At 46.7% G+C, this 25,771-nt stretch carries 29 protein-coding genes; 17 read left to right on the forward strand and 12 right to left on the reverse strand.

What is annotated here, in order from left to right; genetic code table 11:
• Window positions 1-6 precede the first annotated feature (6 nt).
• The 4 genes from EML15_RS06765 (at window position 7) to EML15_RS06780 (ending at window position 4,872) form a co-directional block, all read left to right on the forward strand.
• Window positions 7-1,692, forward strand: a complete 1,686-nt coding sequence (locus tag EML15_RS06765; protein WP_144274285.1) for a DUF6350 family protein — start codon at window positions 7-9, stop codon at window positions 1,690-1,692.
• Between the two features lie 32 nt (window positions 1,693-1,724).
• A complete protein-coding gene (gene purN / locus EML15_RS06770) occupies window positions 1,725-2,360 on the forward strand; it encodes a phosphoribosylglycinamide formyltransferase (RefSeq protein WP_144274287.1) in 636 nt (211 codons plus the stop codon).
• Window positions 2,357-3,925, forward strand: a complete 1,569-nt coding sequence (purH, locus tag EML15_RS06775; protein ID WP_144274289.1) for a bifunctional phosphoribosylaminoimidazolecarboxamide formyltransferase/IMP cyclohydrolase — start codon at window positions 2,357-2,359, stop codon at window positions 3,923-3,925. The genes purN and purH overlap by 4 nt, the downstream gene beginning before the upstream one ends.
• A 125-nt stretch (window positions 3,926-4,050) precedes the next feature.
• Entirely contained in the window at window positions 4,051-4,872 is an 822-nt protein-coding gene (locus tag EML15_RS06780; protein ID WP_144274291.1) for a CoA ester lyase, read from the forward strand.
• Window positions 4,873-4,888: 16 nt separating this feature from the next.
• Here the strand turns inward: EML15_RS06780 and EML15_RS06785 are convergent, their stop codons facing one another.
• From EML15_RS06785 to rpmB, 6 genes are all read right to left on the reverse strand, one after another.
• The gene (locus tag EML15_RS06785) at window positions 4,889-5,566 is read right to left on the reverse strand and encodes a TetR/AcrR family transcriptional regulator (protein ID WP_144274293.1); all 678 of its coding nucleotides are present in this window, start codon (window positions 5,564-5,566) and stop codon (window positions 4,889-4,891) included.
• Between the two features lie 144 nt (window positions 5,567-5,710).
• Window positions 5,711-6,658, reverse strand: a complete 948-nt coding sequence (locus EML15_RS06790) for a putative nucleotidyltransferase substrate binding domain-containing protein (RefSeq protein ID WP_255455991.1) — start codon at window positions 6,656-6,658, stop codon at window positions 5,711-5,713.
• 134 nt (window positions 6,659-6,792) lie between these two features.
• Window positions 6,793-7,041 (reverse strand): 30S ribosomal protein S18, encoded by a 249-nt coding sequence (rpsR, locus tag EML15_RS06795; protein WP_144274297.1) that lies wholly within the window; start codon window positions 7,039-7,041, stop codon window positions 6,793-6,795.
• Window positions 7,042-7,057: 16 nt separating this feature from the next.
• A complete protein-coding gene (rpsN, locus tag EML15_RS06800) occupies window positions 7,058-7,363 on the reverse strand; it encodes a 30S ribosomal protein S14 (protein ID WP_144274299.1) in 306 nt (101 codons plus the stop codon).
• A gap of 3 nt (window positions 7,364-7,366) precedes the next feature.
• Window positions 7,367-7,531 carry a 50S ribosomal protein L33 gene (gene rpmG / locus EML15_RS06805; protein WP_144274301.1) on the reverse strand — a complete coding sequence of 55 codons (165 nt, stop codon included), beginning with the start codon at window positions 7,529-7,531 and terminating at the stop codon, window positions 7,367-7,369.
• 2 nt (window positions 7,532-7,533) lie between these two features.
• A complete protein-coding gene (gene rpmB / locus EML15_RS06810) occupies window positions 7,534-7,770 on the reverse strand; it encodes a 50S ribosomal protein L28 (RefSeq protein WP_144274303.1) in 237 nt (78 codons plus the stop codon).
• A 440-nt stretch (window positions 7,771-8,210) separates the two neighbouring features.
• On the opposite strand from rpmB, the gene EML15_RS06815 reads away from it, so the two are divergent.
• The 7 genes from EML15_RS06815 (at window position 8,211) to EML15_RS06845 (ending at window position 13,487) form a co-directional block, all read left to right on the forward strand.
• Window positions 8,211-8,483, forward strand: a complete 273-nt coding sequence (locus EML15_RS06815; RefSeq protein WP_144274305.1) for a type B 50S ribosomal protein L31 — start codon at window positions 8,211-8,213, stop codon at window positions 8,481-8,483.
• Between the two features lie 21 nt (window positions 8,484-8,504).
• Entirely contained in the window at window positions 8,505-8,678 is a 174-nt protein-coding gene (gene rpmF / locus EML15_RS06820) for a 50S ribosomal protein L32 (RefSeq protein ID WP_144274307.1), read from the forward strand.
• Window positions 8,679-8,898: 220 nt separating this feature from the next.
• Window positions 8,899-9,597, forward strand: coding sequence for a response regulator transcription factor (locus EML15_RS06825; RefSeq protein WP_144274309.1), 699 nt, complete (start codon window positions 8,899-8,901; stop codon window positions 9,595-9,597).
• The gene (locus EML15_RS10145; RefSeq protein WP_246846944.1) at window positions 9,594-11,060 is read left to right on the forward strand and encodes a HAMP domain-containing sensor histidine kinase; all 1,467 of its coding nucleotides are present in this window, start codon (window positions 9,594-9,596) and stop codon (window positions 11,058-11,060) included. The genes EML15_RS06825 and EML15_RS10145 overlap by 4 nt, the downstream gene beginning before the upstream one ends.
• A 102-nt stretch (window positions 11,061-11,162) precedes the next feature.
• Window positions 11,163-12,584, forward strand: coding sequence for a trypsin-like peptidase domain-containing protein (locus EML15_RS06835; RefSeq protein ID WP_144274311.1), 1,422 nt, complete (start codon window positions 11,163-11,165; stop codon window positions 12,582-12,584).
• Window positions 12,585-12,638: 54 nt separating this feature from the next.
• The gene (locus EML15_RS06840) at window positions 12,639-13,247 is read left to right on the forward strand and encodes a MogA/MoaB family molybdenum cofactor biosynthesis protein (RefSeq protein ID WP_144274313.1); all 609 of its coding nucleotides are present in this window, start codon (window positions 12,639-12,641) and stop codon (window positions 13,245-13,247) included.
• A 24-nt stretch (window positions 13,248-13,271) separates the two neighbouring features.
• A complete protein-coding gene (locus EML15_RS06845; RefSeq protein ID WP_144274315.1) occupies window positions 13,272-13,487 on the forward strand; it encodes a hypothetical protein in 216 nt (71 codons plus the stop codon).
• A gap of 101 nt (window positions 13,488-13,588) precedes the next feature.
• On the opposite strand, the gene EML15_RS06850 is transcribed toward EML15_RS06845, so the two are convergent.
• The 5 genes from EML15_RS06850 to EML15_RS06870 form a co-directional block, all read right to left on the reverse strand.
• Entirely contained in the window at window positions 13,589-14,521 is a 933-nt protein-coding gene (locus EML15_RS06850) for a GDSL-type esterase/lipase family protein (RefSeq protein ID WP_144274317.1), read from the reverse strand.
• Window positions 14,522-14,669: 148 nt separating this feature from the next.
• Complete coding sequence (locus EML15_RS06855; protein WP_210471998.1) at window positions 14,670-16,547, reverse strand: siderophore-interacting protein; 1,878 nt, start codon at window positions 16,545-16,547, stop codon at window positions 14,670-14,672.
• Between the two features lie 75 nt (window positions 16,548-16,622).
• On the reverse strand, window positions 16,623-17,030 hold the full coding sequence (gene mscL, locus EML15_RS06860) for a large conductance mechanosensitive channel protein MscL (protein ID WP_144274321.1): 408 nt from the start codon (window positions 17,028-17,030) through the stop codon (window positions 16,623-16,625).
• A gap of 265 nt (window positions 17,031-17,295) precedes the next feature.
• On the reverse strand, window positions 17,296-18,024 hold the full coding sequence (locus EML15_RS06865; protein ID WP_144274324.1) for an SAF domain-containing protein: 729 nt from the start codon (window positions 18,022-18,024) through the stop codon (window positions 17,296-17,298).
• A 53-nt stretch (window positions 18,025-18,077) separates the two neighbouring features.
• A complete protein-coding gene (locus tag EML15_RS06870) occupies window positions 18,078-18,650 on the reverse strand; it encodes a 5-formyltetrahydrofolate cyclo-ligase (RefSeq protein WP_144274326.1) in 573 nt (190 codons plus the stop codon).
• A gap of 143 nt (window positions 18,651-18,793) precedes the next feature.
• Between EML15_RS06870 and EML15_RS06875 the strand changes: the two genes are divergently transcribed.
• The 6 genes from EML15_RS06875 to EML15_RS06900 all read left to right on the forward strand — a co-directional run bounded on the left by EML15_RS06875 (window position 18,794) and on the right by EML15_RS06900 (window position 24,228).
• Window positions 18,794-19,717, forward strand: coding sequence for a UTP--glucose-1-phosphate uridylyltransferase (locus EML15_RS06875; RefSeq protein ID WP_144274328.1), 924 nt, complete (start codon window positions 18,794-18,796; stop codon window positions 19,715-19,717).
• 128 nt (window positions 19,718-19,845) lie between these two features.
• The gene (gene glp / locus EML15_RS06880) at window positions 19,846-21,117 is read left to right on the forward strand and encodes a gephyrin-like molybdotransferase Glp (RefSeq protein WP_144274330.1); all 1,272 of its coding nucleotides are present in this window, start codon (window positions 19,846-19,848) and stop codon (window positions 21,115-21,117) included.
• A 47-nt stretch (window positions 21,118-21,164) separates the two neighbouring features.
• Window positions 21,165-21,848 carry a GNAT family protein gene (locus EML15_RS06885; protein WP_144274332.1) on the forward strand — a complete coding sequence of 228 codons (684 nt, stop codon included), beginning with the start codon at window positions 21,165-21,167 and terminating at the stop codon, window positions 21,846-21,848.
• A gap of 94 nt (window positions 21,849-21,942) precedes the next feature.
• On the forward strand, window positions 21,943-23,082 hold the full coding sequence (gene glpR, locus EML15_RS06890; protein WP_144274334.1) for a gephyrin-like molybdotransferase receptor GlpR: 1,140 nt from the start codon (window positions 21,943-21,945) through the stop codon (window positions 23,080-23,082).
• A gap of 41 nt (window positions 23,083-23,123) precedes the next feature.
• On the forward strand, window positions 23,124-23,537 hold the full coding sequence (locus EML15_RS06895) for a DoxX family protein (protein ID WP_144274336.1): 414 nt from the start codon (window positions 23,124-23,126) through the stop codon (window positions 23,535-23,537).
• On the forward strand, window positions 23,509-24,228 hold the full coding sequence (locus EML15_RS06900) for a zf-HC2 domain-containing protein (RefSeq protein WP_144274338.1): 720 nt from the start codon (window positions 23,509-23,511) through the stop codon (window positions 24,226-24,228). Before EML15_RS06895 ends, EML15_RS06900 begins: the two co-directional genes overlap by 29 nt.
• On the opposite strand, the gene EML15_RS06905 is transcribed toward EML15_RS06900, so the two are convergent.
• Window positions 24,225-25,763: a phospholipid carrier-dependent glycosyltransferase gene (locus EML15_RS06905; RefSeq protein ID WP_144274938.1), complete on the reverse strand. Its 1,539-nt coding sequence runs from the start codon at window positions 25,761-25,763 to the stop codon at window positions 24,225-24,227. The two genes, EML15_RS06900 and EML15_RS06905, sit on opposite strands and share 4 nt — an antisense overlap.
• Window positions 25,764-25,771 lie beyond the last annotated feature (8 nt).

Below are 25,771 nucleotides of genomic sequence, written 5' to 3' on the forward strand. Positions count from 1 at the left end.
GAAGGCATGAGCAAGAAATCTTCTGCACGACAATACTCTGAGCCGGTGCGTCGTCCGCGTAGCGAAAGTAAACCAACTGTTAGTAGTCTTGGCGGTCGCGGTAATAAGAAAGCGCAGAAGATTTCCTCCACCCGTCCAAGTGGTAGGGTTCGTTCTTTTGATTTTCGCAATACTCAGCCGAAACAGGTTCAGGTTGATCCCACATTCTTATCACGAGTGCGTGGTTTCTTTCCGATTATTATGGTGCCCAGCCTCAGCGTTGTTCTTGGGGCAATTATCTTTACCACAATTGCTCTGTTGGCTACTTCGACTTCGATGAGTGCTTTCCCTAGTACAGTCGCTCAATTTTGGTTGGTAGTCAATGCTGGACCGGTTGTTGGCCGTGGACAAATGATTGAATATCTGCCTTTGTTGCCGACTTTGGCGCTGATGTGGGCAGTCTCGCGTGCGGTGCATCGCATTGTGAAAGACCGAGTAAGTATCGCAGATCTTGGTGTGCTCACTCTATGTGTTTTCGGTATTCCGTTACTGATAACTTTAACTGCGTGTGCCATGCTTTTCGACGCCGCTGCGGTCTATGATCTGAGTAGTCCACCAGTATTGCTGGCAGTGCTTCGTACTGTTCTTGTACATTTCATTGCTATGACATGGGGCATGGGCACGAGGCTTTGGCGTGCTCTGATGCGTCGGTTCGGTTTTCCTGAAGAAATTGTTGATGCATTTGTTCTCGCTGTAAAAGTGCTGCTTCGTTTGTGTCTTGCTGCGGCAATTGTGTATGCGATCAGCCTTGGGGCGCATTATGCCTCGGTTGGTGACACGCTCGCATTGTATCCCACAGCACCTGGAAAAATTGCTGCAATTGGTATCAGTATTCTTTATTTACCCAATGTACTTATTGCAACAATGGCTGTGTTGTGTGGTTCCGAAGTAGTATTTGGGCAGGCAACCTTGTCGTTATTCGGACTTAATTTAGTTCCGCTTCCACCACTGCCTCTCCTTAGTGCTATCCCTGCTGCCATTCCGGATTGGGCAGTAGCACTCATGGTTATTCCTTTCTTTGCCTCAATAATGAGTATTTATAAAAATATCCCTAACTTTAGGCAAGCTGGATTCATTATTATTTTTGGTGCGTTTAATTTCCTCATATTCAGTTATCTTGCTAGCGGACAACTAGGTGTCTATGAATTCGTTGGTCCTCGTTTATGGCTGAGTACAGGATTAGTAACCCTGTGGATAGGCGTTATTGCTTTGATCGCAGCGACCATACGGTTTGTGAGAAGTCGTCACAGCGTTTCTGATATACACGATGAGCCTGGTACTCAGGATGAGGAGGTGGAACCAGGTGTAGCAGCTACAGATATAACAGATAGAGAAGACACAGAAGATATAGCTCAGAATGTGGACGATGATATATCTGGTGGCGACAATGATGGCAATGATGTCAATGATGCTAATGACGACAGTGCCACGTCTGCAATAGATGCTGAAGATAGAGCAGATACAACAGATACCGAAAATGATCTTGCTAAGGAAATAGAGAATACAGAGGAAACAGCAGAAACTGACAATACTGAGAACACTGAGAACGCTGAGGCGATTGCTGCCCATGAACATGAGCAGGACGTCGAAAAGCACGCGGAGGCTTTACCTGAACAAACACCGGTAGAGCAGACACCAGAATCACAAAAGTGACCTTAGCCAATCAACAAGTTACAATACACAGAGTGACGAGCACTGAAAAAACCTCCCAGAATGAGCACAAAATACCGATAGTGGTACTCGCCTCAGGATCTGGCACACTTCTGCAAGCGCTTATCGACGCTCAACCCCAAGGAACATATCGCATAGTTGGTGTTGTTAGTGATGTTCCTTGTACCGCGCTCACCAGGGCTAAAGACGCTAGTATCCCTACAGCCTGCGTAGCATTAGCACACGGGGCTGATAGGGAAGAATGGAATAGTGAACTTGCTGCTGTCGTAGCAGCTTTTGATCCTGTCTTGGTTGTCTGTGCAGGTTTTATGAAAATCCTGGGAGCAAACTTTCTTGCGCAGTTTGGTGGCCGCATTATCAATACTCACCCCGCTCTTTTGCCGGCGTTCCCAGGTGCTCATGCGGTAAGAGATGCCTTGACGTATGGCGTAAAAGTGACCGGTTCTACAGTGCATTTTGTTGATGATGGGGTAGATACGGGTGAAATTATCGCGCAAGAAGCAGTGAATATCGTTGCTGGTGAGGACGAGCACACACTCCATGAGCGAATTAAACAAGTAGAGCGTAGACTCATTGTGTCAGTATTAAACTCTGCAGTCGTGGTCATGGGTGCAGAGAATGAGATAGAAGAGGTGTCGTTTCACGTATGAGTGATGGCATGAGAGCAATCAAACGCGCTTTGGTGAGCGTATATGACAAAACAGGTTTGGCTGATTTAGCACAAGCCTTGGATAAAGCAGGGGTAGAAATCGTTTCTACCGGATCCACTGCTGCCAAAATTGCGGAACTAGGCATTGCAGTAACTCGAGTAGAAGAGCTGACTGGTTTTCCTGAATGCCTCGAAGGACGAGTAAAAACACTACATCCTCGAGTACACGCTGGTATTTTGGCAGACACTCGTAAAAGCGAGCACCTAGCCCAACTAGAAGAACTTGGGGTATCGCCATTTGAGCTCGTTGTAGTCAATCTTTATCCTTTTACAGAAACTGTTGCCTCAGGTGCAGATTTTGACGCTTGTGTTGAGCAAATAGATATTGGTGGCCCATCTATGGTGCGTGCGGCTGCAAAGAATCACCCATCTGTTGGTGTGGTTGTGGATCCAGCTCGTTATGATCTGGTGCAAGAAGCATTAACTCATGGTGGTTTTACTCTGGAGCAACGTCGTATGCTTGCGGTAGAGGCATATCGACACACAGCATCCTATGATGTTGCAGTGGCAACATGGATGAGCAGCCAGGTAGACACAACTAATGAAGAATATCCGGAATGGATTGGTAGTTCTTATAAGCGCGCTCATCAACTGCGTTATGGGGAAAACCCTCACCAAAGTGCAGCACTATACAGTGATGGCACTGGTTTAGCTGGCGCTAAACAATTCCACGGTAAAGAGATGTCATATAACAATTACACTGATTCCGATGCTGCTTGGCGTGCTGCTTGGGACCATGAGCAACCGTGTGTAGCAATCATTAAGCATGCTAATCCTTGTGGTATCGCTATCTCGGATGAGTCTATTGCTGCGGCACATCGCAATGCGCACGCTTGTGATCCAGTTTCTGCTTTTGGTGGCGTTATTGCTGCTAATCGTGAAGTCACCGTGGAGATGGCACAGCAAGTAGCAGAGATTTTTACTGAGGTTATTGTTGCTCCTTCTTATGAGCAAGGTGCAATTGACGTGTTGTCCCAGAAGAAAAATATCCGCATCCTACAAGCACCACAGCCAGAAAAAATTGGTGTCGAACGGCGGGAAATTTCTGGTGGTGTCCTGGTGCAGCAGCGTGATCTTATCGACGCGCCGGGTGACGCACCAGATCAGTGGACTCTTGCAGCTGGGGAGCCTGCAGATGAGGCGCTACTGCGCGAACTAGAGTTTGCATGGCGTGCAGTGCGTGCGGTGAAATCTAATGCCATTTTGTTAGCCAAAGATGGGGCAACTGTTGGCGTTGGTATGGGGCAGGTTAATCGTGTTGATGCGGCTAAACTTGCTGTGGAGCGCGCTAATTCCCTAGCAGGAGACGCAGAACGCGCTAACGGAGCCGTTGCCGCTTCTGATGCTTTCTTCCCATTTGCTGATGGTTTCCAAGTGCTTGCCGACGCAGGAGTAACGGCAGTGGTGCAGCCAGGTGGATCTATTCGTGATGCTGAGGTTATTGAGGCAGCTAATGCCGCTGGTATCACCATGTATCTCACTGGATCACGCCACTTTGCACACTAATTCCTAAGAAAAACAGACACTCCCCAAATTTGAGAGCGCATAGTATAACTCTCGACGTTGGGGAGTGTTTTATTTTCACAGAAAACCAAGCGAAGCTGCCGACGACCTCACTAGAGTTAGAGGGTATGAGTAGATATGTACCTGGTGTAGCTTTTTTATTCGCTCCTGCTAATCGTGCTGATATTATCCCCAAAGCCGCAGAGCGTGCTGACGTAGTGATTCTTGATCTTGAAGATGGTGCTGGTGATATTGATCGTCCGCGTGCCTATCAAAATATCCGTGACGCACAATTAGATCCTGAGCGTACGTTCATCCGTATTGTTGGTCCTCAAGACGACAATCACAAAGATGATCTCGATTTTGTGCGCACTACGCGGTACACAAAAATTATTGTGCCAAAAATTCGTGAAGCACTTCCAGAGACGCTAGGCGAGGGGCTAGAGATCGTCCCTATTATTGAGACGCCCCAAGCAATTCTCAACATTGGCACTATTGCGGCAGATCCTCGTGTGATTGGTTTATATTGGGGTGCTGATGATCTCACCATTGAACTTGGTGGACTGCATTCGAGGTATAAAAATGATGAATCACACACTGGTATGTACCGTGACACGATGACATATGCTAGGGTGCAGACGCTTATGTATGCAGCAGCTTACGATAAATTTGCTCTTGACGCGGTTTATCAAGACTTTTCTGATGATGAGGGACTCTATCGTGAAGCTCTCGATTCAGCACGAAGCGGATTCAATGCATTTCCGTGCATTCATCCACGTCAAGTACCTATTGTGCGTAAGGCATTTGCCCCGTCACCAGAACGGGTAGCATGGGCACAACGCGTAGTAGCTGAATCGAAGCAGCATCCTGGCGCATTTCAGCTTGATGGAGAAATGGTTGATGCGCCATTGATTAAACAGGCGCATATATTGCTCAGCCGCATGCAATAAACAGATATTTATGCTGCTATTGTTGTTTTTCTGCCATTTGCGCAATGAGATCAAGAGTGCGCGATACACGGTTTTCTGGCAGTGGTGCTCCCAAAACATTGAGAACAGCGTCGGCAAGCATGATGGAAGTATCAGGTAGCGAGTCTTCTAAAAGCTGTTCTGGGATGGTGCCATCGTTATTGCGCATTTCAATTACTGAAAGGGCGATGTGGAAAGGCAAATCTACCCGCGGATCCTCATCACCGACGATCTCAACTGCTAGAGCACGGAAAATCTGCTGCAACTGTGCGCGCAAAGCATGGTAGTCCGCAAACTCAGGCGAAGCAGCAACTGGGAGTTGATAGAGCCTACCGACGTTCCACCGAGTAGAAAGCAACAGCCTAGATTCAGCTGCTGTGAGAGCCCATAATCGCAGTGGTGCATTTGCTTCTGCTTCTCCGAGCCACTCAGCTAGTTCTGTGGAAGGCAAGACTGTGGAATTAAGCAGAGTGAGGAAAATCTCAGTCTTTGATGGAAAATGATAGTAGAGTGATGCCTGGCGAATGCCGACAGCATCAGCGATTTGATGGGTGGAAGTGCTCGCGAAACCTTGGGTAGTAAATAGTTCTGCTGATGCATCCAATATCTCTTCACGTGCGGTATTACCACGACGTCGAGGGCTTTTCTTTCGAGGACGACCTACTGCTCCCGCCATAGGTTTCTGGCACCTCTTTTCTGTTTGATTGAGTACGGATACACGCGGTATGGCTGATTATACAAAGTGTTATACAGAATAACCACGTTATTTTATCTAAGGACAGTTGTAAAATGATTCAGATTTCTGTGTTCGATTCCTGAGTCAGATTTCAATGTTATGCTCATGAGCAAGTGACCGAGCAACATCAGCTACCAAGCGAGATGCAGCACCAAAGGTACTGCGCTGAATGGCTGATAATGCCTCAGGAGTAGTGGCATTGTTATGCACTCTGTTAGCCCAGCGGTTCATTTGCAATTGCAAACCTGCGTGCCATGCTTCACGAAGATAATCAGATTGCAGGTCAGAGAGCACTCCGGCTGCTTTTGCATCATCAATACGATTAAGTGTTGCAGTATGTGGGCTTTGCGCGGCCATTCCTGCCCAACGTGCAAGCGCAATGATGACGTGGAGTAGATCCTTGCGAATATCAATATAAGTATCTTTGTCAGGAAGACCCGTAAGCGTTTTGCTCAAGGCTGGTGGGCGCTGAGAAATAGCATCAACGAGGAGAATACGTGGGTCGATATGTTGCTGTGCGTGTTGTAGTAACCAATCACCAGCATCGCAATAATAAGCTAATTCGTGAGCCTGGATATTGTTTTTATTCTTCTCGATATAGTTTTCCCATTGTTGCTGGGATAAGAATTCCGTTGCGCCTTTTGTCTTTTTAAGAGAGCCAACCTGTAGCTCAGCTTCTTTGAGTAAAGAACGCAGTTGCTTTTGCTTATTTGCCTGTGTGCCATTAGTTTCTTGGGCCACATTGAGCCAGATAATCTCAGAAGAGGGCAGTGCGTCGCCTCTGCTTATGGCACCAGTGAATAAGATATTTGCTTTGCTATCACCGTTATTGCTGAGATTACGAATTGCTGGTGAACGGAAAATATCCTTGATAAGTGAAGAAAACCACTGAGTGAGTTCTTGGGGGGCTTCGCCATGTTCAATGGCATTACGCATCAGTTCTTGTGACTCTGCTAGAACACCACGAACGGTGGGTATGTCATTGCACAAGGGGGCTTGTGTAGCTAATTCGAGCAATGAAGGGTGTAACACGATATTGCTTTCTGCGAGGTAAGTGAAGATCTACAAAAATATACAGCGCCTATTCCTTTGCAGAATAAGCGCTGTACGCTGTTATCGCCAGTCAGAAATAGAAAAACTGACAGCGGGATGTTCACCCCGTTGAATTAACGGCTGGTGAACGGCAGGAGAGCCATCTCGCGAGCGTTCTTAACGGCGGTTGCTACCTGACGCTGCTGCTGCGGGGTCAGACCAGTAACACGACGAGAACGGATCTTGTGGCGGTCAGAAATGAATTGACGAAGAGTGTTGATGTCTTTGTAATCAACCTTGTCGATTCCTGCAGCCTTGAGAGGGTTCTTCTTAGGGCGACGGGATTGTTCAATCCGCGCCTTCTTGACATTAGTGCGTTTCATTGAAAACTCCTAAGAATTACCAGCTTGATTTACGAACGCCAGGAAGCTCACCACGGTGAGCCATCTCGCGCATACGGACACGGGAAACACCGAACTTACGAAGATAACCGCGAGGACGTCCATCATGGGAGTCACGGTTACGAACGCGAACAGGTGATGCATTGCGTGGCTGGCGATTCAGCTCGAACTGAGCATCGAGGCGATCTTCGTCAGAAGTGTTTGGGTTTTTAATGATTGCCTTGAGCTCGTTACGACGCTGCGCATAGCGTGCGACGATTTCCTTACGTTGCTCGTTCTTGGCGATTTTAGACTTTTTAGCCATAGATTATCGCTCCTCGCGGAATTCGACGTGCTTGCGTACCACTGGATCGTATTTCTTCAGAGTGATGCGATCTGGGTTGTTACGCTTATTCTTACGGGTCACATAGGTGTAACCGGTGCCCGCAGTGGACTTCAATTTGATAATTGGACGAACATCATTACGTGCCATCTTTAGATCTTCTCCCCGCGTGCACGGATCTTTGCGACAACAGCTTCAATGCCATCGCGGTCAATAACCTTAAGACCCTTGGTGGATACATTCAGAGTGATGGTACGTCCCTCAGATGGGAGGTAAAACTTCCGACGCTGCACGTTGGGATTCCAACGGCGTGAAGTACGTCGGTGCGAGTGTGAGACAGACTTGCCGTAAGACGGCTGACGTCCCGTTACCTGGCAAATAGCCGACATGGGTTTCTTTCTCCTAGCCGCCCACGTTCATGCTAGTTAGACTAGATACACCTGCAAAAAGTATATGGACACATAGTGCCTTGTTGAATGCAGATTTACAGTCACGCCAGCTGACGGAGCGATATACGAACATTTTTCGACAACAGCAATGGACAACCATACCTGTTTTTTGTAAAAAAACCTAATCGTGCTCTTTGACGGTCTTTTTCTCTAATAGTTTCTTAATGGCAATGCTTGCTTATTTTTATTTTTCTTCCTTTTGGTGTAATGTCTTTGGGGTTGTCATAAAAGCGCTGACTTAAAGTTGTTGATTCAGCTTTGGTACAGGCTATGGCTAAGTTTTAAGAAATATCCGAGCCCAACTTAGGCACGATCACCGATTTTGCTGTTGCTATTGAGGTGAAGCGACCTAAAGTGTCAATCCTGAGGGAATCGAGTTTATGAAAAAGGACATTCATCCTGACTACCATCCAGTAGTCTTCCGTGATGCAGGTACTGGTTATCAGTTCCTCACCCGTTCTACTGCTACCTCTAAGCGTACTGTTGAGTGGGAAGACGGCAATGAGTACCCATTGATCGTTGTTGATGTTACAAGCGAGTCTCATCCATTCTGGTCTGGTGCACAGCGTGTTATGGATACCGCTGGTCGCGTTGAGAAGTTCCAGCGTCGTTTCGGTGGCATGGCTCGTCGCAAGAAGAAGACACAGGCTTAAAGAAACTAAGGAGGAACAGACATGGCAGTACCAAAGCGTCGTATGTCCCGTGCAAACACTCATGCTCGTCGTTCACAGTGGAAAGCAGATAACCCTGCTTTGCAAGAAGTGACTATCGACGGTCAGACTGTGCGCATTCCACGTCGTCTTGTTAAAGCAGCTCGCCTTGGTCTTGTAGAGGTTGAGCAGTTCTAATCCTATGCAGGGATAGACGATTAATTACGGGGCTTATAGAACCTATGAGGTTCTATAAGCCTTTTTTCATGAACGCGGTTGTATCATGGTAATGAATACAGTTTCCACTACACCCATTTGGTAGTTATTTTCCCAGGAAAAACAAGCGAAATATATATTCACATTATTTTCATATACTCTGCTAAGCAACGATAAAGGAAAACAAGGCAGTATTGGTGACATGAAAATTGTTGTAGTAGATGATGAACAGGCAGTGCGTGAATCACTGAGACGTTCTTTAGCTTTTAACGGCTATGATGTCTTTCTTGCCGAAGATGGGCAAGAGGCACTCAGCGTGATCGAAAAAGAGCAACCAGGTCTTGTTATTCTTGACGTGATGATGCCTCGCATGGATGGGCTGGAAGTATGTCGTACTCTACGCAGCAGAGGCAATGATCGTCCGATTCTTATGCTCACAGCGCGTGATGGCGTTGCTGATAGAGTTGCAGGATTAGATGCTGGGGCAGATGATTATCTGCCTAAGCCTTTTGCTCTGGAAGAATTACTTGCTCGTGTACGCTCGCTTTTGCGTCGTGCAGCAGCAGATTCTTTGGACACACCTGCTGAAGAATTTCACTTTAAGGGCTTATATCTCAATACGGCGACTAGGGAAGTTCGTCGAGAAGGCCGTAGCATTGATTTGACCCGCACTGAGTTTGCATTGTTGCAACTTCTCCTTGAAAATCCGGAAACAGTGCTGTCTCGGGCAAAAATTTTAGAAGAAGTATGGGGATACGACTTTTCTGCCACTGGGAATGCACTCGAGGTTTATATTGGTTATCTGCGCAAAAAAACAGAAGCTAAAGATGAACCACGTTTGATTCATACTGTGCGCGGTGTGGGATACGTCCTGAGGGATATGAGAGACACTGTATCGTGATACTCCGACGCCCAGCACACCATGTGGCTTTCCCCGGCGGGAAGCTAGGAGATGCTTTATCTGTCAAAGATAAAGCCTTTGATAATCGTGGTTCGCTGCGTTGGCGTATTACAGTGCTCACTGCTGCTATGGTGGCAGTGGTTGTTGGTGGTATGACTGTTGTCGCCTATTGGACTATTTCAGCAGCTCTGAAAGATTCGGTGGATAAGGATCTTGAGCAAAGCGCGCAGGCACTATTACAGCAGACAATTGATCCTTATCTATATGCCAATGTGCAAGATAAAATAGATGTTTTCCGCGAATATAATTCCGATATTCGCGTTTCAATCATCATGCCTGGTTCTAACTTTGCTGTTGGCGACGATATTCCACAGTTATCTGAGAAAAACAGAACTGATAAAGGATATTTAGTCGCCACTGTTAATGGTGAACGTGTGTTATCACAGACAAATGCTACCGGTGCTACAGTCATTATTGCGCGTGATATGTCAAGTACAAATCAACTCATTACCTTATTAGGTTTTTCATTACTGATCGTTGGTTTAGTTGGGGTTTTCTTTGCGATTATCATCGGTAGAATCGTTGCTACTTCTGGTTTACGTCCAGTGCGTAGATTACATATGGCGGTTAATCGAGTGCGCAAGACAGATGAGCTAACTCCTATCGAAGTGGTGGGAAACGACGAGCTCGCCATGCTTACCCATAGTTTTAATGATATGTTGCATGCTTTAGAGCAGTCACGACGTCGGCAAGCTGAATTGGTAGCAAATGCAGGCCATGAACTCAAAACTCCCTTGACCTCTATGCGAACCAATATCGAGCTGTTGATGATGATGCAACGCTCAGGTAGCGCGCAGCATATGAGCGCAGAAGATAGAGCTGCAATTGAACATGACGTGATGGCGCAGATGGAAGAATTATCTACGCTTATTGGCGATCTCGTAGATCTTGCGCGTGATGATGCACCGCCAACAGTGTTGGAAGAAGTGGAAATGTCACGTGTGATTGATCGTGCATTGGATAGAGTACGCAGACGCCGACCAGACATCGAGTTCACTGTGAATACCATTAAATGGTATCTAGACGGTGATTCTCATGGTCTAGAGCGTGCAATCCTCAACCTCATGGATAATGCTGCAAAATGGTCACCACAGGATGGTTGTGTTCGTATTGCTATGACACCAGTGTCTGCGCACAGCGTGGAGATTACGGTATCTGATTCTGGGCCAGGCATCCCAGTGGAAGACAGAGAAAAAGTATTCGAGCGTTTTTTCCGTTCTGTTCAAGCACGTTCGACGCCAGGCTCAGGGTTGGGGTTGGCAATTGTGAAGCAGGCGATTCTACGGCATGGGGGCACAATTAGTGCAATGGAATCAGAAGACGGCGGAACGAAGATGAGCGTTATCCTGCCGGGGGCACAGACTGCAGCTCAATTGGAGAAAATAAGTCAAGCAAAGCGTTAATAGTATGCATGCCTGGGACACTCAGCAAACTCCCAGTTTTTCACATGAAATTGACAGACGAAATATAGATATAACTCAGTGTAAAGGAGCATAGTAATTGTCATGAACGAAAATAATTCTCCTTTTTTCTCAGGGCACAATACCAATGACACTAATACTGCTGCCCAAAATGGTAATGCTCATCCAACATCCACTACATCACCAAATGCACAAGGAAACACAAGTGCAGAGGAAACACAAAGTTTTAACACATATCCAGGTGCGCACACCACAAGCTCTTTTCAACCTCCACAAGCGGGGCAAGCAACTCAGTCCAGTCAAAATCCAACAACAAGTTTCTACACAACGCGTTCATCTTGGTATGACAACCAACACGCTCAGCAATTTTCTCAAACACCAGCAATGGCTTCTGAGCCTAAGAAAAAACGCTCAGTAGGACTTACCACTGCATTGGCTCTCTCGCTTGTCGCAGCTATTTCTGCTGGTACTATCACTGGGGTTTATGTTGCGCACAATACCCAAAGCTCAGATGACCACAGTAATGTTGTCGCTAATCTAAAACAATCATCAGATACAAAAGACGCTAAGCAAGTATCTGCGAATGCCACACCTGGTTCCGTTGAAGCTGTATCAGCAAAAGTATTGCCTTCGGTGGTATCAATCCGCGTTACTACCCAAAACCAAATGGGTGAGGGATCAGGTTCTATCATTTCTGAAGATGGTTATGTATTAACCAATAACCATGTGATTGATGCTGCTAAAAATACTCAAGCAAAAATTACTGTTTCCCTTAATGATGGCACAGAATATGACGCAGAATTAGTTGCAGGCGACCCAAATACAGATGTCGCAGTCATCAAAATGAAAGATGCCTCTGGCTTGCCAACAATTAGCTTTGGCGACTCTGATTCTGTTGCCGTCGGGCAGGAAGTGGTTGCTGTCGGATCGCCACTAGGACTATCCGCTACGGTTACCTCAGGCATTGTGTCAGCGCTTAACCGACCAGTACGTGCCGGCGGAACTGAAACTGGACAATCATCGCTTATCGACGCAATCCAAACCGACGCAGCCATCAATATGGGTAACTCAGGTGGTCCTCTGGTGGATATGAATGGCAATATCATTGGGATGAACTCGGTCATTGCTTCTACAAGTACGGCAAGCAATGAAGCAGGTTCAATTGGTATTGGTTTTGCTATTCCTGCTAATTTTGCGCGACGAGTAGCAACGCAATTAATTGAAACTGGGCAGGCAACACAACCAATGATTGGTATTCAGGTATTGCCTAATTCGCCTGTTGCTGGTGCAGTTATTGCTGAGGTAAGTAGCGGTGGGCCAGGTGAGAAAGCAAAATTGAAGGCTGGCGAAATTATTACCGCGATGAATGGTAAGCGGATAGACAGTGCAGATGCGCTTATCGCTGCAGTGCGTAGTAGCGATTTTGGTGAAAAAATTACTCTTACAGTTGCTGATGAGCAAGGAAATAATCCTCGTGATGTGGAGCTTACTCTTACAAGCGAGTAGATTGGCATACAAAGACTAAAAGTATCCCTCGCTGAGCAACTGAGAAGGAATCAGATGAGTATCCGCGCCAATAATGATGATTCGCATGATCTTCGTACCACAGAATCTTATTTAGCTAATTTGGAGGAACAAGAGCCAGACGCTTCATTCTTCCAAACTAATGAAGCACAACAAGATGCTGTAGTAACTCCACGTCGAGCCTTAGTGGTGTTAGTGAGCGATCACATTATTGGCTCGGGGAAAGACACCGATCGGGTCTGTGCTGAATTACTAGCAGAAGGCGGATTCGTCGTCGACGGAACAGTGATGGTCAAGAATAAGCGTTCTCAAATCAGAAAAGCAATTGAAACAGCTGTGATTGGAGGAGTGGATCTTGTCCTGACTGTTGGTGGTACCGGCGTAGGGCCTAGGGACAAAACTCCACAAGTAACTCAAGAATTACTCGATCACGATGTTCCAGGCATTGCTCAGGCATTGCGCTCATCGGGATTAGCCTGTGGGGCAGTAGACGCTTGTACCTCAAGAGGCGTGTCAGGAGTCTCTGGATCGACTGTCGTTGTGAATCTTGCTGCTTCACGTGCTGCTATTCGTGATGGTATGGCAACGCTTATGCCACTGGTACACCATCTCATTGACCAATTACGCTATTCGACGATGGACTGATGCGCAGTAGAAACCAGAAAATTTATGAATAAGCATGGTACACATAAGCGACGTAGGGTAGTTCGTCTGGCAGATAGTGATTATGATCGTCAAGCTGACGATACACAGGTGAGTGTTGATGACTATGACAGTAGGCGGTATGTCGCATTAGACGACGCTTATGATGGCGAATCTGCTGCAGAGGGTGCCCCACACAGCATCGATTTTTATCGTAGAGAACAACCGCCTCATTATGAGTAGTGTTCTTATGACGAATCAGTGTTCGTTAGTTGGCTAGGGTGCTGAAATAAAAAGAAGATCCCAGAGAAACTCTGGGATCATTTTAGTTGAATCTTAAAAGATTAGCGGTAAAGCTCTTTAGCGATAATCTTTCCGATCTCAATTCCACCAACTACGGTTGGGTGCATAGGCATAGTGTGAGGTGCATCGGTATCTACCATACCGGTAACAAAGCGCTGTGCTGGGTCTGGGTTACAGGTGCCATGACCACGAGTTAGCTCAAGAACATCAATGAACTGTAGACCATTAACCTGAGCGGCATGCTTAATGGAATCGCGTAGACCATTTTCGATACGATTTCCACCTGGTGCAGGAACAGGAATAGTCTGGTTAAGACCGTTTACTGCACAGAGCTTATCATCAGTGACCAACTCTGGGTAAGATGCAACAACAACCTGTGCACCTGGTGCAGCTTGAGCAACACGGTTCTTGATAGCGCCGTACATTCTGGTGAATTCAGACTCAGGAATGTTTCCTGCAGCCTGAAGACCAGCAGCTGCATCAACCCACTGAATAGGATCCAAACCGCCGTACATGAAAACAACCTTCTCAGTACCAGGTCCGATGTTTCCTGCTGCAATAGCCTGCTCTACATATGCCTGAACCTCGAAGAGAGGAATCATGCCGCCAGTGCCGTTACAAGACCAGTCTGCAAGAGACTTGCCTGCAGCTGCTGCTGCGGAGTGAGGCCAGTTACGCTTATCCTTTGCACAGGTTGGCTTGAACTGGTAGCCATTTTCAAGCTGTGGTGCTTCACCAAGAGCAGTACCACCAGCAGCGGTGAAAGAATCACCAAAAGTAACAATCTGCTGAGCACCAGCTGGAGGGGTGCTTGAATTAGGAAGCATACCTGCTAGCTGAGAGACGCTAGGAACAGGTAGCTGTGGGGCAGGGTTAGCAGAAACAACAGGAGCACTTGAAAGTGTGAGACCGAAACCAACTAGAGCTGCAGCACCAAGAGAAGATGCTTTGCGTAGGAAACTAGACTTGTTCATGTCTAATGACCTTATACCAAACTTTCTTTTTATCAAACTGTGATTATAGGAATAATAAAATTTTTTCCCAAAAACCTGTGTGAAAAATAGCAATTAGCTTGATGTTTTCTTCGCGAAACGAATTTAGAAAAAAAATGTTTATTTTTATTCATTTTTGCACTTTTAGTGCGTGGCTACTCCAACCAATGGGCTGAGAGTGTGTTATGTCCCAACCATGAGTGGCAAGTAGATTCGTGATATCAGCATGTGTTGGTACTCGCGTGCCTTCAGTGGACAGACGAATGAGATCTTCTTCATATTGGTGCTCCTCGCTGTCATTGTGGGTCATAATGTCTGTGATGATCCACGCATGGTGAAGGTGGCGTTGCAGCTGCCTAAACATTTCTTGTGTATCAGGCATAGCAAAAGGATCTACCAAGATAACTGCAGTAGTTTCTGCGTTCAACTCTAATTGAGATAGATGAGCGTCGAAAAGCTCTACTTCATCAGGACTGTATGCCAAGAAAGTGCATTGTTGCTCTTGAAACTGAGTGCTTTGGCGACGCATGAATGTAATTTCGCTGGGAGCTCCGATCAAGGTTGCACGTATATCTGGTGTGGCGCGTAAAAACTCATCAGCAAAAATATGGGCACTTGAACCACAGATAACTACTGTGGAGAGGGAATGTGGGGGGAAGAGTTGTGCGATCGCAGGAGCTAACCAATGCGCTCGTTCAGCAAGGTGCTGGAGGTAATCGTTATGAGTGCGTGGGTTGTTGGCTTTCGCTACCTCCCAAGGGGAAATCTGCGTTGGCATACCAGTGCGCAGTGTATCTTCAAGATTGAGTAACGACAGCGCACGTAAGTGTGCCGGACCGCGTAAATGCTTTGTTAAATGAGAATCAACATCAGCTAGTTCTCGGCTAAGTGCAGTTAATTTTACGGTTTGCTGAGTAGGATCATCGTTGTCGGATAGCTCCAATAAATCTAATGAGCCTAAATACCTAAAGAAACGCCAGGCGCTATCAAGATGGGTGCCTGCTGCATTGCTTAGTGCACTAACAGAAATTTTCTGCGACTTTTGTTGCCCAATAATAGTGAAGATATCTAAATTAAGTGCAGCGCGTAATGCAAAGGCAGGTGCCAGCTCCGATAGTTCATGGAGCTTTTCCATAATACTGTATCCGCCGCCTTCGACGATGCCCTCATCATTTTTCTGCGCATCGCTATATCGCCAATAACCAGTGAAATCTTGGTGTTCTTTTGGCGCATCAAAATTCTTGGCCAGAGTACGTAGTTCTCTCAGTTTGCTGGTTTCGCCGGCGGCCCAGATATACGGCACTCCTTTAGGAAAAATGTCATCGTCGAGAGCCTGCGCTAGTATGCTGGCGCAGTTTTGTTCTTGGTCACGAATTGCCCATTGAAGATGAACATCAGCATTACTTTCTAGGGTAAGGATGTGTTCTTCTGTTGCTACTTCAATGAATGCCCAGGTTGGATGCCCGTCGGGAAGCTCTGCTAAGCAACGAGAGATGGCTGGCAACGCAGTTTCATCACCAATGAGTAATAGCCAGTCGGTGTGGCAAGGAAGTGACATACTGTTTTTGGGGCCAGCAACCCAGAGCTTATCTCCTGGGGCTGCTTGTTGTGACCACTCTTGTGCCAACCCCATTGCATGATGGGCAAAATCAATGCTTAATTCTTGTGCCTCGGGATCCCAATGCTGGACGGTGTATGTACGGAATAGGTCTTTTACCTGAGCGTCCCATTGCAACCGACCATCTGCATCGGGTTCTGGTCTGGGGCGTTCACCAGTTGTAGGGTGTGGAAAAATAAGGCGAACATCATCATCGAAACCTGTGCTCTTGAGAGCAGGAACTAAGAAATTTCGATAAGTATGTTCGCCTAATTGTGATCCGCCAAAAATGATGCGCCGCATACCTGTGGTGAGGTCTTCAATGCGAAGAACCTCCAGCTCGCGTACGCTAATGGGGGAAATATCTATCTGACGACTATTACGTGGCATGGTAATCTCCGGAAGTTTCACTAATTTTTCACAATTGTAGTTGAAAAATTAATGAAAACTGCTCCGAAGAAATAGCGTCGATAGATTGAGCAGAGATTACTGCAATTTTTGCTCTTTGAGCATATCGCGAATCTCAGTCAAGAGTTCTGCCTCAATAGAAGCAGGAGCTGCTTTGTCTTCTTCTACGCCTTTGCGTTTTGCCTGTAGCGCAGCAAGTTTATTCATTGGAGCAACAAGAATGAAGTAAACGACCGCTGCGATGATGAGGAAATTAATTGCAGCAGTGATAACTGCACCGAAGTCTAGGAAAGTTGCATCGTTACCAGCACGGATAGCAAAACCAAGACCGCTGACATCTGCACCACCGAATGACGCAATGAGTGGGTTGATGAGGTTCTCAGTAAAGGCGTTAACGATTGCTGTGAAAGCAGAACCAATAACAACAGCAACTGCTAGCTCAATAACATTACCGCGAAGGATAAAGTCCTTAAATCCTTTTAACATGAAAGTCCCTTTCAATATGAGTTTTCTTAATCCTTGACTGTTCCTTAATATATTCCTGCCATGCATTATTTTTGTACCTGCTAGGGCAGCAAAAATGTGCTTAGTCTTAAGGAAATTAGGCGAACAGAAAGAGTATAGTAAACAATTATCCGCAGTGAGCGGAATAATGTGCGAGAAAATCTTAACTAAAAGATTAGATTTTAGCTAGTTAAAGCCAAAAATCTGATTCTAAAACCCTGTGTAGGACAACAGACAACCTCTAGAATTACGAAAGCTGTGCGCGTTCACCAGTAACAATAAGCGTCAGCGGGCTAGCTAAAGAGGCAGCTGCTACAGTTTGTGCTTCTTGCTCGGGTAACGCGATCAAGACTGTGCCGGGTTGGGCGAATTTTTTGTCACTTTGTGCGTTGGCACTGAAGATTACCTTGGCGCCAGTTGCAATAACTTTTTCTTCGTGTGCTCCATTATCAGTGTTCACACTAATCACGGAGACAGTATCGCCATGTACAAGCAGTCCTGCCACAGTTGGGTCAGCAAGATTAATCGGAACCATGTTATATCTCTCATCAAATTGCTCGATTTCCTCAGCACTCTCAGCACCTTCCGCACTCTCAGTATCTGCGTCGACAGTATGTTTCTTATTTATGTGAGCGGTCAGATCAGAGGAGATGAAATTAAATTGGGAAATCATACTGCCCTTGGGGAGTGCGTGCGCGCTAATTCGCCCGAGGGCTTCAGTCGGAAGAGACAATGCATTATCCGGGAGAAACTCATGTGGTATGTGTATTTGCGTTATATCTCTGGCTGATAGGCTATGACCAGCCTCTATTTCTCTAGTGGTAATGATAACTGTTGCTTTATCATCACGATTTTCTTGTATGGCAAAACATAGTGCTAGTACAACAAGGCTGCATGCTAATAGCCGTCGAAGCGCCAAAGAGCGGCGATAACCAGGGTTGCGTAAATCCTCAAAAAATCGAAAATGCAGATTCATACTCTATAAGGGACGCTTACCATGGCGTGTTGGTTCCTCTGCGTTACGCTACTTTAAGCTGAAATGATTTTTTTAATGCAAATGTCGTGATCTGCAATGGGAATATCAGATCGTATTTCCGAGGCGAATAGCAGCATGACTTGTGGGGTGGATATGTTTTTCATTGCACGATCATAGTAGCCACCACCTTGACCAAGCCGGTGCCCGTGAGGAGTGGCGCCAAGAGCTGGAACGATGATGAGATCTAACGCATGAAGAATCTCACTGGAGAAACTTTTTCCCATTGGCTCATAGATATTATGCTTACCTACACGCAGGTACTCACTGCCTTGGTATCGTGCCCATTCTAATTGGAACTGTGACCGCGAGAGCGGCAACCAGAGCTCGTCGACATATGCGTCGAGATTTTTTAGTAACTCAACTCCACCAGGTTCTTTTTCTCCGGGGCAATACGCGGCAATACGCGTGTAATTATTGCGAGTGATTAGTGTGCATAATTGCTCGATGATACGTACATTGGCAATCGCACGAACGCTCGGAGACATGGTTTTTCTCTTGATACGCAATTCAGTTCGCAGGGCTTTTTTAGCAGTATCAATAGTTGTATCGGATAGTGGGGAAGTCATAGAAAGTCCGTGGTGTTTCTTGCTGTAGGTATCTTTCCGGGCAGTATGTCGGGTAGTAGTGTGATGAAGCAAATAAAATAATTATTGCCATAATACTGTGTTTGCTCATTTTTTACTTGGGTCTACCAGGTAGACTCGTGCGCATGATTATGCCTGAATCGGAAAAGCAACACGCTGTTAAAACAGTAATTGTGCCAGCTGCTGGTATGGGAACTCGGTTCCTACCAGCGACAAAGACTGTGCCAAAGGAGTTGCTACCAGTTGTTGATACCCCAGGTATTGAACTCATTGCAGAAGAAGCGGCTCAGCTAGGTGCACAGCGTCTGGCTGTCATTACAGCACCAAATAAGCAAGAAGTGCTTGAGCATTTCAAGTCTTTCCCCGAACTTGAGCGCACCTTGGATGAACGAGGTAAAGTTGAACAACTTGCCAAGGTCAGGAGAGCAAAAGAACTTATTGAGCCAGTATCGGTGTTGCAAGAAAAACCTTTAGGGTTAGGTCATGCAGTGAGCTTGGCGGAAAGTATCCTTGACGATGACGAAGATGTTGTTGCAGTTATGCTTCCCGATGATCTCGTTTTGCCGTTTGGTGTGGTAGAGAAAATGGCTGAGGTGCGTAAAGAGCTAGGCGGCAGCGTACTATGCGCTTTTGAGGTGCCTAAAGAAGATGTCTATAACTATGGCGTGTTTGACGTCGAATCTGCTGATTATGATGGTCCGTTAACTGTAAAACGTGTATGCGGTATGGTAGAAAAGCCTGCGGTCAAGGACGCTCCGTCTAACTTTGTAGCGACTGGACGTTACCTTCTTGATCGTTGTATTTTTGATGCTTTACGACGTATCACCCCTGGTGCCGGTGGTGAATTGCAGCTTACCGACGCAATTGCTTTGCTTATCGAACAAGGACATCCTGTGCATATTGTGGTTCACGACGGAAAGCGTCATGACCTGGGTAATCCTGGTGGTTATATTCCTGCGGTAGTGGATTTTGGTTTGTCCCACCCCATATATGGTGATCACTTGAAGAAAACATTGCGGGATTTATTGGTGGAGCATGAGGCACTATAAGTAGTGATTACTCTCGGCTAGAATTTTCTAAGTTCTAGGTGTTTTACTAACCTAGATTTAGTTCATACGTTATTGTCAATACGAGTGGCGAAAGCATATTGAGCATTCGTCGGTGAGGAGGTAAAGCCGTGCGCTCAGTTGAGCAACAGCTAGCCTTAGTTACCGAAGCGGCTATTGTACCGGAACCAGTGCGTATTGCAATAGCAGAAGCTCTGGGACTTATGTGCGCAGAGGAAGTCCAAGCAACAAAACCATTGCCGGGATTCGATCAAGCTGTCATTGATGGTTATGCTGTTCGAGCCGTCGACGTTGGGGGAGAACGCGGTCTTGGCGCTACTAGCCAAGAATCGCCGAATATGCTACCTCGGGAAACGTCATTACCAGTTGTAGGCGAAGTTGCTGCTGGTTCTCAGCGGCCATTGCGTTTACAACCAAAGCAAGCAGTGCGAGTGCATACTGGTGCTCCTTTGCCTACATTGGCAGATGCGGTGCTGCCATTGGAGTGGACGGATCGTGGTCGACGGAGAGTTATTGCGGCGCGTCCTGTGCGTTCTGGCGATTTTGTGCGTCGCAGTGGTGATGATATTCGACCAGGTGATGTTGCGGTAAGTACGGGAGCAATACTGAGTCCGGCGCATATTGGTTTATTAGCAGCCGTCGGTCGTAACAAAGTATTGGTATATCCACGTCCTCGGGTATCAATTCTTTCTGTTGGTAAAGAATTGGTTGATATTGATAGGGATCCCGGTCTTGGTCAGGTACTTGATGTTAATTCCTATTCTCTTGCTGCAGCGGCACGAGATGCAGGTGCGGATGTGCACCGTGTGGGTATTGCAGCAGGGGAGCCGCGTCGCCTGAAAGAAATTGTGGAATCGCAAATGTTGCGCAGCGAGATTATTGTGATTTCCGGTGCTGTTGGTGGGTCTAGCTCTGAAGCTATCCGAGCAGTATTGCGCGAACTTGGCGATATTGATACCACTCGTGTGGCTATGCACCCAGGTTCTGTTCAAGGATTTGGCACTTTGGGGGAAAAGAAAGTGCCAGTCTTTTTACTTCCTAGCAATCCAGTTTCTGCGCTTGTTATTTTTGAGATGTTTATTCGTCCCATGATTCGGTTGTGCCTGGGCAAGGGGGCGCATAAGCGTCGTGCAGTGCGGGCGAGGGCACTTAACCATGTCACTTCTCGGAATGGGCGACGCGGTTATGTGCGGGCGCGATTAATGCGCGATGCGCAGACACAAGATTATTTAGTCGAAGGTTTGGGGGGTGCTAATGGTGCTCCGGCTCATCTTCTTGCGGGATTGTCAGATGCAAATGCAATGATCAAGATCCCTGAAGAAGTTACCGAAATTCGTCCTGGTGATATTGTGGAAGTGCTGTTCCTGACCCAAGGACGCTAAGGGATAGCCATATGCTTAAGACGCTGAGCGCTGTGTTTCCTAGGATAATGGGGCAGGCGAAACCGAGTGCGCCTGCTTATGGTCGCCCTCATGCTATCCATCCAGGGTGGGGGGAGCATACCCAGACATTATCCTTGCCTTGTGGTGAGACGATTCGATTACGTCCACTGTACTATCAAGACGGTGTGCTCTGGCGCGAGCAGCGAATGACAGATCAATACTCTTTGCAGGAAGTTGAGCCAACATCTGTGCATAGTTGGGCGCAGACACATAGTCATTCTGGTTGGCGTGAGTATTTCTTCAATGCAAAACAATCTGCAGACTCTGGTTTTCTTGTTCCGCTGGTTATTGAAGTAAGCGGTGAGTTTGCTGGACAAATAGTTCTTGGCAATATCCAACACGGAACAACAAGTGATTGTTGGGTTGGGTATTGGGTCTATAGCGCGTATCGGGGGCGTGGCATAGCGACAGCAGCCTGTGCTTTGGCTACCGATCATGCTTTTTCCAGAGTGGGGTTGCACCGGGTGTATGCTACGTATTTGCCGGGTAATATCGCCTCACAAGCAGTGCTGGAAAATAATGGGTTCCGCAGTGAAGGCTTGTTACGTCAGAATTTGCATATCAATGGTCAATGGCGTGACCATGTTCTATCAGCGCAAACGTCGCAGGACTATCCTGATACTTGTGTAGAAAGATTAATCTCTGCTGGTCGTGCTGCGGCGTGGCAGTAATAAAAATAACTGTTTTTCACATATTCTTGTAGCACTTACAGCAAAAGCGGTAGGCAGCGATAGCTGAGGGTATTTACTTGAGAGGTTTTCACCGGTGTCTGGAACTATAGCGATTGGTTTGATTGTAGTTGTCTGGCTTTTTGTGTTAGCTCCGGTACTACTACGCAGACAAAAACCGATGAATAACCAGATGGACGGTATCGACGAGACACGCGTGGTCTATGAGGGGGGTCGTGAAAACTACGTTGCCATGGGTCCTCGACCACGAGTAAGTTCTGCGGATGTTCATGCGTGGCGATCAGATGATGGTACTGAACTGGTGCACGTTACAGCGGAAACATCACCAGTGCGACCTAGTGATGCGGATACAGAAGAAATTTTGATTGATGATGAGTCTTCTGAGCGCATGGAACACGTGTTTGCTGCGGTAAAGCATAAAATTATTCCTGAGCGCAAACCACAGGATGTCATTGATGGTGAGGTAATCGACCAGGATCAGAGCGCTACTGATACTCAACCGCAATTGGTTGAGCAGAATATGGATACTACCGACGAGGTAGATGAGCTAGATGATGCTTGGTATGAAGAAGATGAAGCATACGTTTATGATGATGCTTATCTTTCCCCTGCTGATCTTTTGCATGGTGAGGCCATCTCTGAAGAGTCACCTGAATCAGGTACTGTGGTAGAGCTTGACGCACAGCACTCTCAGGATCACATAGCTGAAGAAGATGATTTAACAGCAGAAGAACTAGAATTCGCTGTGCGACGTCGTGGTCGTGGCGGTTGGGATCCTGAAGCTGATCAACAAGCTAGTGCGAGCAGATTCCAGCGTCGTAAGCGTACTTTATTGGGATTAGCTGGTTTCTTTGTGCTTTCTCTTGCGTTAGCTTTGATACTTGGTAAAACATTGTCGATTTTCTTTGGTGCTGTCCTGGTGCTCAGCGTGGTTTACCTTATTGCGTTGCGTCGTCAAGTGCAGGCTGAGCAGCGTTTGCGCCATCGACGCATAATGCAATTGCGTCGAGCGCGTCTTGGTGTGCGCAATGAGCATGATGAAGCTCTAGGCATTCCGCAGCGGTTACGTCGTCCTGGTGCAGTAGTGCTTGAAATTGATGATGAAAGCCCAGATTTTGTTGAGTTAGATGTGATTGATATTCATGAGCAACAAGGTGGTTCTTATGAGTATCCTGATACATATGAGTCAGATCAGGCTCATCGACGTGTCAGCTAATATCGATATTGCTGGGTAATTTCAACTCAAAAGGAAGATAAATGGATCAGCCAATTGTTCGTGATGCTGCATTGGCACTTTTGCGAATTGTACTTGGCAGCATTTTTGTTGCACATGGTTTTGACCGTTTATTTATCACTGGAATTACTGAAACCACTGGGCAATTTAGTGCCTTGGGGGTGCCGCAACCAAAATTATCTGCATACATCGTGTCCAGTGCTGAATTACTAGGTGGAGCACTATTAGTAGTGGGGTTGCTTACTACCTTTATTGCTGGTGCCCTTGCGTTATTGATGATGGCTGCTATTTATTTTGTGCACCTTGAGTCTGGTTTATTTGCCAGTGATGGAGGCATGGAATATCCATTGGTACTGATAGTGTCGCTACTGATGATTGTGGTTTTCGGTGCTGGGCGCGCCAGCTTGGATGGAGTTTTTAGTCGTGCTCAATTGTGATTGTGATCAGATTCAGACTGCAATCTCTGCGCGTTTGGATGGTGAAGACAATCGTAGTGGTTTGGCCGATGACGTTATTGATGCTCATATTGCCGGTTGTGCATCATGCAGTGCGTTTTTAGAACAAGCAGCTCAAGTAAAACGGACCCTCAATTTTTCTATTCCCGAGCATGATTTTGTGACCCCAGATCTTTCTGACGTAATTCTTGCTGGTGTGGAATCTCAATGGCATAAGAATACGAGTGGCCAAGTATTATCGCGGGTTCTATCTCGATTACTCTTGTGTATAAGCGGTGGATTATGGTTTCTGATGGCTTTTCTTATCCTCGCACAATCTCAGGTTACCCAGCAGCAGGAGATCAGCGATATTGATGTTGCAGCACAGGATTTCACCGCAATGGCTTTTCAGCTAGCAGCATTGCGGTGTAGCTTGGGCATTGGTTTGCTCTTTAGCGCATGGAAACCGCAACTTTCTGCAGGTATTGCGCCGGTATTTTTCGCTTTGTGGATGTTTAGTTTTGGTGTGTATGCAAAAGATATAGTCCTAGGCGAGCTTGCTGTGAACCAATTTTTATATTTGGCATTATTGCTTCTTAGCGTGGTAGCTATTCTGTGGGCGTGGTTAAGCGTACGTGGGTTGTCGCTTATTGGTCAGTTCAGAGCAGCCCTTTCTGCTAAGCCTAGTGATTAGCGCCAGCTATTAAACCACATGAGTCCATTGTAGAACTCATTGGGGATGGTGTAGCCATAAAAGAGTGGGCTGAAATAACAAAACATTGCGACGACCAGTACAAGATAACAAGCCACAATTGCGTGTCCTCTCGTGGTAATACCCACCTTGCTTAGTGCTTGGTATCGCTTGGACAATGTTGCTCCTGTGCGGGCTATGGATCCGAGTGCTAGGGAAATCATCACAATGCTGAAGGGGATAAGTGCTGTGGCGTAGAAGAAATACATTTGTCGGTCAAAGGTGATAAGCCACGGTACAAAGCCAGCGAGGAAGCTGATGAATGGGATCATGTAGCGGAAATCTCGTGCAATTACTAAAGACCACAATGCCCATAGCAATACTGGGATTGTTAACCACCAAATAACAGGGGTGCCAAATAGATAGACTGCTTGGTGGCATTTTCCAGCCGCGCACTCGACGTCGTTAGCGGAGTAATAGAGAACTGGGCGTGCTGCAACTAACCATGCCCAGGGTTTAGAGTCCCATGGATGGCTATGTCCGCCAGAAGAAGTAAGTGATGCATGAAACTCTAACACTGAAGAGTGATAATAAAACCAGCTAGCAAGGGTATCTGGTAAAGAATTCAACCATGAGTCGGCTGGAATTGTGCCATCGGTTGCAGCATGGCGATATACTGCAGTTTCTGAGGCGAACCAGCCACGCCAACTCCACGCATATAAGGCGATAGGCAAAATCACGATAGAAGCAAAAGCACTGATGCTGTCGCGTATTAGTGCACCGAGGATAGGGCGTCGGACTTGGTATTGCATACGCAGATGAGCGTCGAGAGCTACTGTGAGTAGTCCAAAGAAAGCAATGTAATAAAGACCAGACCATTTCACCGATAGGGCTAGGCCAAGGAATACGCCCATAGTAAAGCGCCACCAGCGAAAACCAAGACGAGGTCCTAAGGAGGTGGTGAATGCCTTGGTGTTCTGGAAGTTTTCGTAGAGATTATGCATTCGTAGGCGCATTTGTTCTCTATCACGTGCACAAGCCCAAGCGGCGGCAACGATGAAGAAAACTTGGAAAATATCGAGCATTCCATAGCGTGAACTGACCAGGAGCACACCGTCGAAAAGCGCGAGAATACCAGCGAAAGTTGCTACTGCGCTGCTGTGACTAATGCGTCGGGCAAGAGCCATGGTAAGCATGACGGTACCTACACCAAATAAGGCGGTCATAACGCGCCACCCTAGAGGTGTATAGCCGAACAAAAATTCTCCATACGCCTCAATTTGTTTCGCTAAAGGTGGGTGTACCACAAGTCCATAACCAGGATTGCTTTCAATACCACCGAGTATCGGATTCATCCAGGAGCGAACCATATCCCAGGCTTGAGGAACATAGTGCTTTTCGTCAAAAACAGGAGTGCGTGCATCCGTAATGGTGGATAATCCGACAAAGCGCGTAAAAAAGGCGAGGAAGGCAACGAGTGCTGTGCTATATGTATCTGCTTTTGTCCATACATAAGCACGTGGTGGATGAGGGAGCATTTTGGTCT

This window comes from Corynebacterium sp. sy017, from assembly GCF_017918135.1.
In the GTDB taxonomy this organism is placed as follows: Bacteria; Actinomycetota; Actinomycetes; order Mycobacteriales; family Mycobacteriaceae; genus Corynebacterium.

Excerpts from the sequence above, each read along its gene's own strand:
- EML15_RS06850 (WP_144274317.1), bottom strand. The coding sequence starts at position 14,521 with ATGAACAAGTCTAGTTTCCTACGCAAAGCATCTTCTCTTGGTGCTGCA.
- EML15_RS06875 (WP_144274328.1), top strand. The coding sequence starts at position 18,794 with ATGATTATGCCTGAATCGGAAAAGCAACACGCTGTTAAAACAGTAATT.
- EML15_RS06900 (WP_144274338.1), top strand. The coding sequence starts at position 23,509 with ATGGAGTTTTTAGTCGTGCTCAATTGTGATTGTGATCAGATTCAGACT.
- EML15_RS06895 (WP_144274336.1), top strand. The coding sequence starts at position 23,124 with ATGGATCAGCCAATTGTTCGTGATGCTGCATTGGCACTTTTGCGAATT.
- mscL (WP_144274321.1), bottom strand. The coding sequence starts at position 17,030 with ATGTTAAAAGGATTTAAGGACTTTATCCTTCGCGGTAATGTTATTGAG.
- rpmB (WP_144274303.1), bottom strand. The coding sequence starts at position 7,770 with ATGTCGGCTATTTGCCAGGTAACGGGACGTCAGCCGTCTTACGGCAAG.
- EML15_RS06780 (WP_144274291.1), top strand. The coding sequence starts at position 4,051 with ATGAGTAGATATGTACCTGGTGTAGCTTTTTTATTCGCTCCTGCTAAT.
- rpsN (WP_144274299.1), bottom strand. The coding sequence starts at position 7,363 with ATGGCTAAAAAGTCTAAAATCGCCAAGAACGAGCAACGTAAGGAAATC.
- EML15_RS06815 (WP_144274305.1), top strand. The coding sequence starts at position 8,211 with ATGAAAAAGGACATTCATCCTGACTACCATCCAGTAGTCTTCCGTGAT.
- EML15_RS06825 (WP_144274309.1), top strand. The coding sequence starts at position 8,899 with ATGAAAATTGTTGTAGTAGATGATGAACAGGCAGTGCGTGAATCACTG.
- EML15_RS06905 (WP_144274938.1), bottom strand. The coding sequence starts at position 25,763 with ATGCTCCCTCATCCACCACGTGCTTATGTATGGACAAAAGCAGATACA.
- EML15_RS06765 (WP_144274285.1), top strand. The coding sequence starts at position 7 with ATGAGCAAGAAATCTTCTGCACGACAATACTCTGAGCCGGTGCGTCGT.
- EML15_RS06870 (WP_144274326.1), bottom strand. The coding sequence starts at position 18,650 with ATGACTTCCCCACTATCCGATACAACTATTGATACTGCTAAAAAAGCC.
- rpmG (WP_144274301.1), bottom strand. The coding sequence starts at position 7,531 with ATGGCACGTAATGATGTTCGTCCAATTATCAAATTGAAGTCCACTGCG.
- EML15_RS06885 (WP_144274332.1), top strand. The coding sequence starts at position 21,165 with ATGGGGCAGGCGAAACCGAGTGCGCCTGCTTATGGTCGCCCTCATGCT.
- rpsR (WP_144274297.1), bottom strand. The coding sequence starts at position 7,041 with ATGAAACGCACTAATGTCAAGAAGGCGCGGATTGAACAATCCCGTCGC.
- EML15_RS06835 (WP_144274311.1), top strand. The coding sequence starts at position 11,163 with ATGAACGAAAATAATTCTCCTTTTTTCTCAGGGCACAATACCAATGAC.
- EML15_RS06865 (WP_144274324.1), bottom strand. The coding sequence starts at position 18,024 with ATGAATCTGCATTTTCGATTTTTTGAGGATTTACGCAACCCTGGTTAT.
- purH (WP_144274289.1), top strand. The coding sequence starts at position 2,357 with ATGAGTGATGGCATGAGAGCAATCAAACGCGCTTTGGTGAGCGTATAT.
- rpmF (WP_144274307.1), top strand. The coding sequence starts at position 8,505 with ATGGCAGTACCAAAGCGTCGTATGTCCCGTGCAAACACTCATGCTCGT.
- EML15_RS06845 (WP_144274315.1), top strand. The coding sequence starts at position 13,272 with ATGAATAAGCATGGTACACATAAGCGACGTAGGGTAGTTCGTCTGGCA.
- EML15_RS06840 (WP_144274313.1), top strand. The coding sequence starts at position 12,639 with ATGAGTATCCGCGCCAATAATGATGATTCGCATGATCTTCGTACCACA.
- EML15_RS06785 (WP_144274293.1), bottom strand. The coding sequence starts at position 5,566 with ATGGCGGGAGCAGTAGGTCGTCCTCGAAAGAAAAGCCCTCGACGTCGT.